The organism is Erwinia sp. MYb416, from assembly GCF_037479575.1.
GTDB classification, from domain to species: domain Bacteria; phylum Pseudomonadota; class Gammaproteobacteria; order Enterobacterales; family Enterobacteriaceae; genus Erwinia; species Erwinia rhapontici.
Genome location: NZ_JBBGYT010000231.1, coordinates 1 through 1,469 on the forward strand (window position 1 = coordinate 1; position 1,469 = coordinate 1,469).

The 1,469-nt window shown below is 51.0% G+C and carries 2 protein-coding genes; one reads left to right on the forward strand and one right to left on the reverse strand.

The features are described from left to right. Positions 1 to 784, reverse strand: a 784-nt coding sequence (locus WH277_RS02135) for a CHASE4 domain-containing protein (RefSeq protein ID WP_339504130.1), incomplete at its 3' end; no start/stop codon positions are given. 408 nt (positions 785 to 1,192) lie between these two features. Between WH277_RS02135 and WH277_RS02140 the strand changes: the two genes are divergently transcribed. Continuing rightward, positions 1,193 to 1,469, forward strand: a 277-nt coding sequence (locus tag WH277_RS02140) for an elongation factor P hydroxylase (RefSeq protein WP_339504132.1), incomplete at its 3' end; no start/stop codon positions are given.

Here is a 1,469-nt window from a genome sequence, read left to right on the forward strand (position 1 = left end):
GAGCATTACCGGGATCATCACTCTGCCAGGCAAACGTAATCCTTCCGCCAAGCGCGGGCAGTGTCAGCATATTACGGTCCTCGTGCTGACGGGCAGTTTGCGTGCTGAGGATTTGCGCGCCCTGGATACCATATTCCTGCGCCATAATGCTCAGTTTCTCCGGGGTGAGCCTGTCGGCGAAGATCAGAATTGAGTGCGGGCCATTATCCTTGTCTTCACTGGCAGCCCCGTCGGGGGTGATCCAGGCGGCGCTGACGATAGTGACGCGCCCCTGTGAGGCCACCAGTATCGAGACGGCATTACCTCCTGACGCATTTAACCGTTGATTAAGCTGGGGAAGGGGATCTTTGCCGAGCCATGATTCAATCATCTGCAGCTTCAGCTGCCCTCCGATCACGCTGTAGCGCGTTTTTCCCTGCGGAGAAACAACGAAAATGCCCTCATAATGAAATCGTTGATACAGTGATTCTCCCAGATTCTGATCGTCCCAGGCCCATTTGGTATTGACCGTCAGATGCAGGTTTTTCCAGGCTTCGCCCCAGTCGGCATTGTCCATGGTATGGGCATGCATAATCTCCTGCCGGTTTTCTATCGCTTTACCCATTAGTAATTGAAGGTGTTTATCTTCATGGGTATTTTGTTGATCGGCGATGTAAAACAGCGCAACGATGGCGCAAAGAAAGAGTCCACCCAGTAATACCAGCATGCCGACCATGGGCTGCCTGACCAGTCCGCGGGTGTCTCCGGTAATCATCATTTTTGTTTTATTTGGTTTTTGCTTCATTCACGCTCGCCTGAAAAGGGTATGAGGTTATCAACTGGGTTTCAGGACGTCCGTGTCACGGGCTAAGGTTATTTCACTGATTTCAGCGGGATAAGCGTGGCAGCCAGAGAATCTTTCATGGTGGATAGCGGTATCTCATCAGCATGTTCAATGAGATGTTGTGAGATTGTGCACAGCTAAAGTAAAGCGTTTATCTCTCCATAAAATAAGACGGCGCAATAAAGCGAACGCGCCTGTGCCAACGGTTATCGGAGCGTTAAGCAGAAACTTTATGCTGCATGCGGGTGGGGGGGAAGACATTGATAACCTGATCACTTTTTTCGCGTGAGACAATATATGCAATAGTGCTCGAAACCTGCCTGACAAAATGTCAAAATTGCGCGTTTTTTACTGACACGACAAACAGCTATGAGCCAGCAACACCACTATCAGGATCTGATCGACATCTTCGATCGCTGCTTTATGAATGATTTTCAGACCCGCCTGATTAAAGGCGATGACGAACCGATCTATCTTCCTGCTGACGACACGTCACCCTGGAACCGGGTGGTGTTTGCCCACGGTTTCTACGCCAGCGGAATGCATGAAATTTCCCACTGGTGTATTGCCGGTGCCGAGCGCCGCAAGCAGGTGGATTTTGGCTACTGGTACTGCCCTGATGGGCGTGATGCTGAGACCCAGGGCC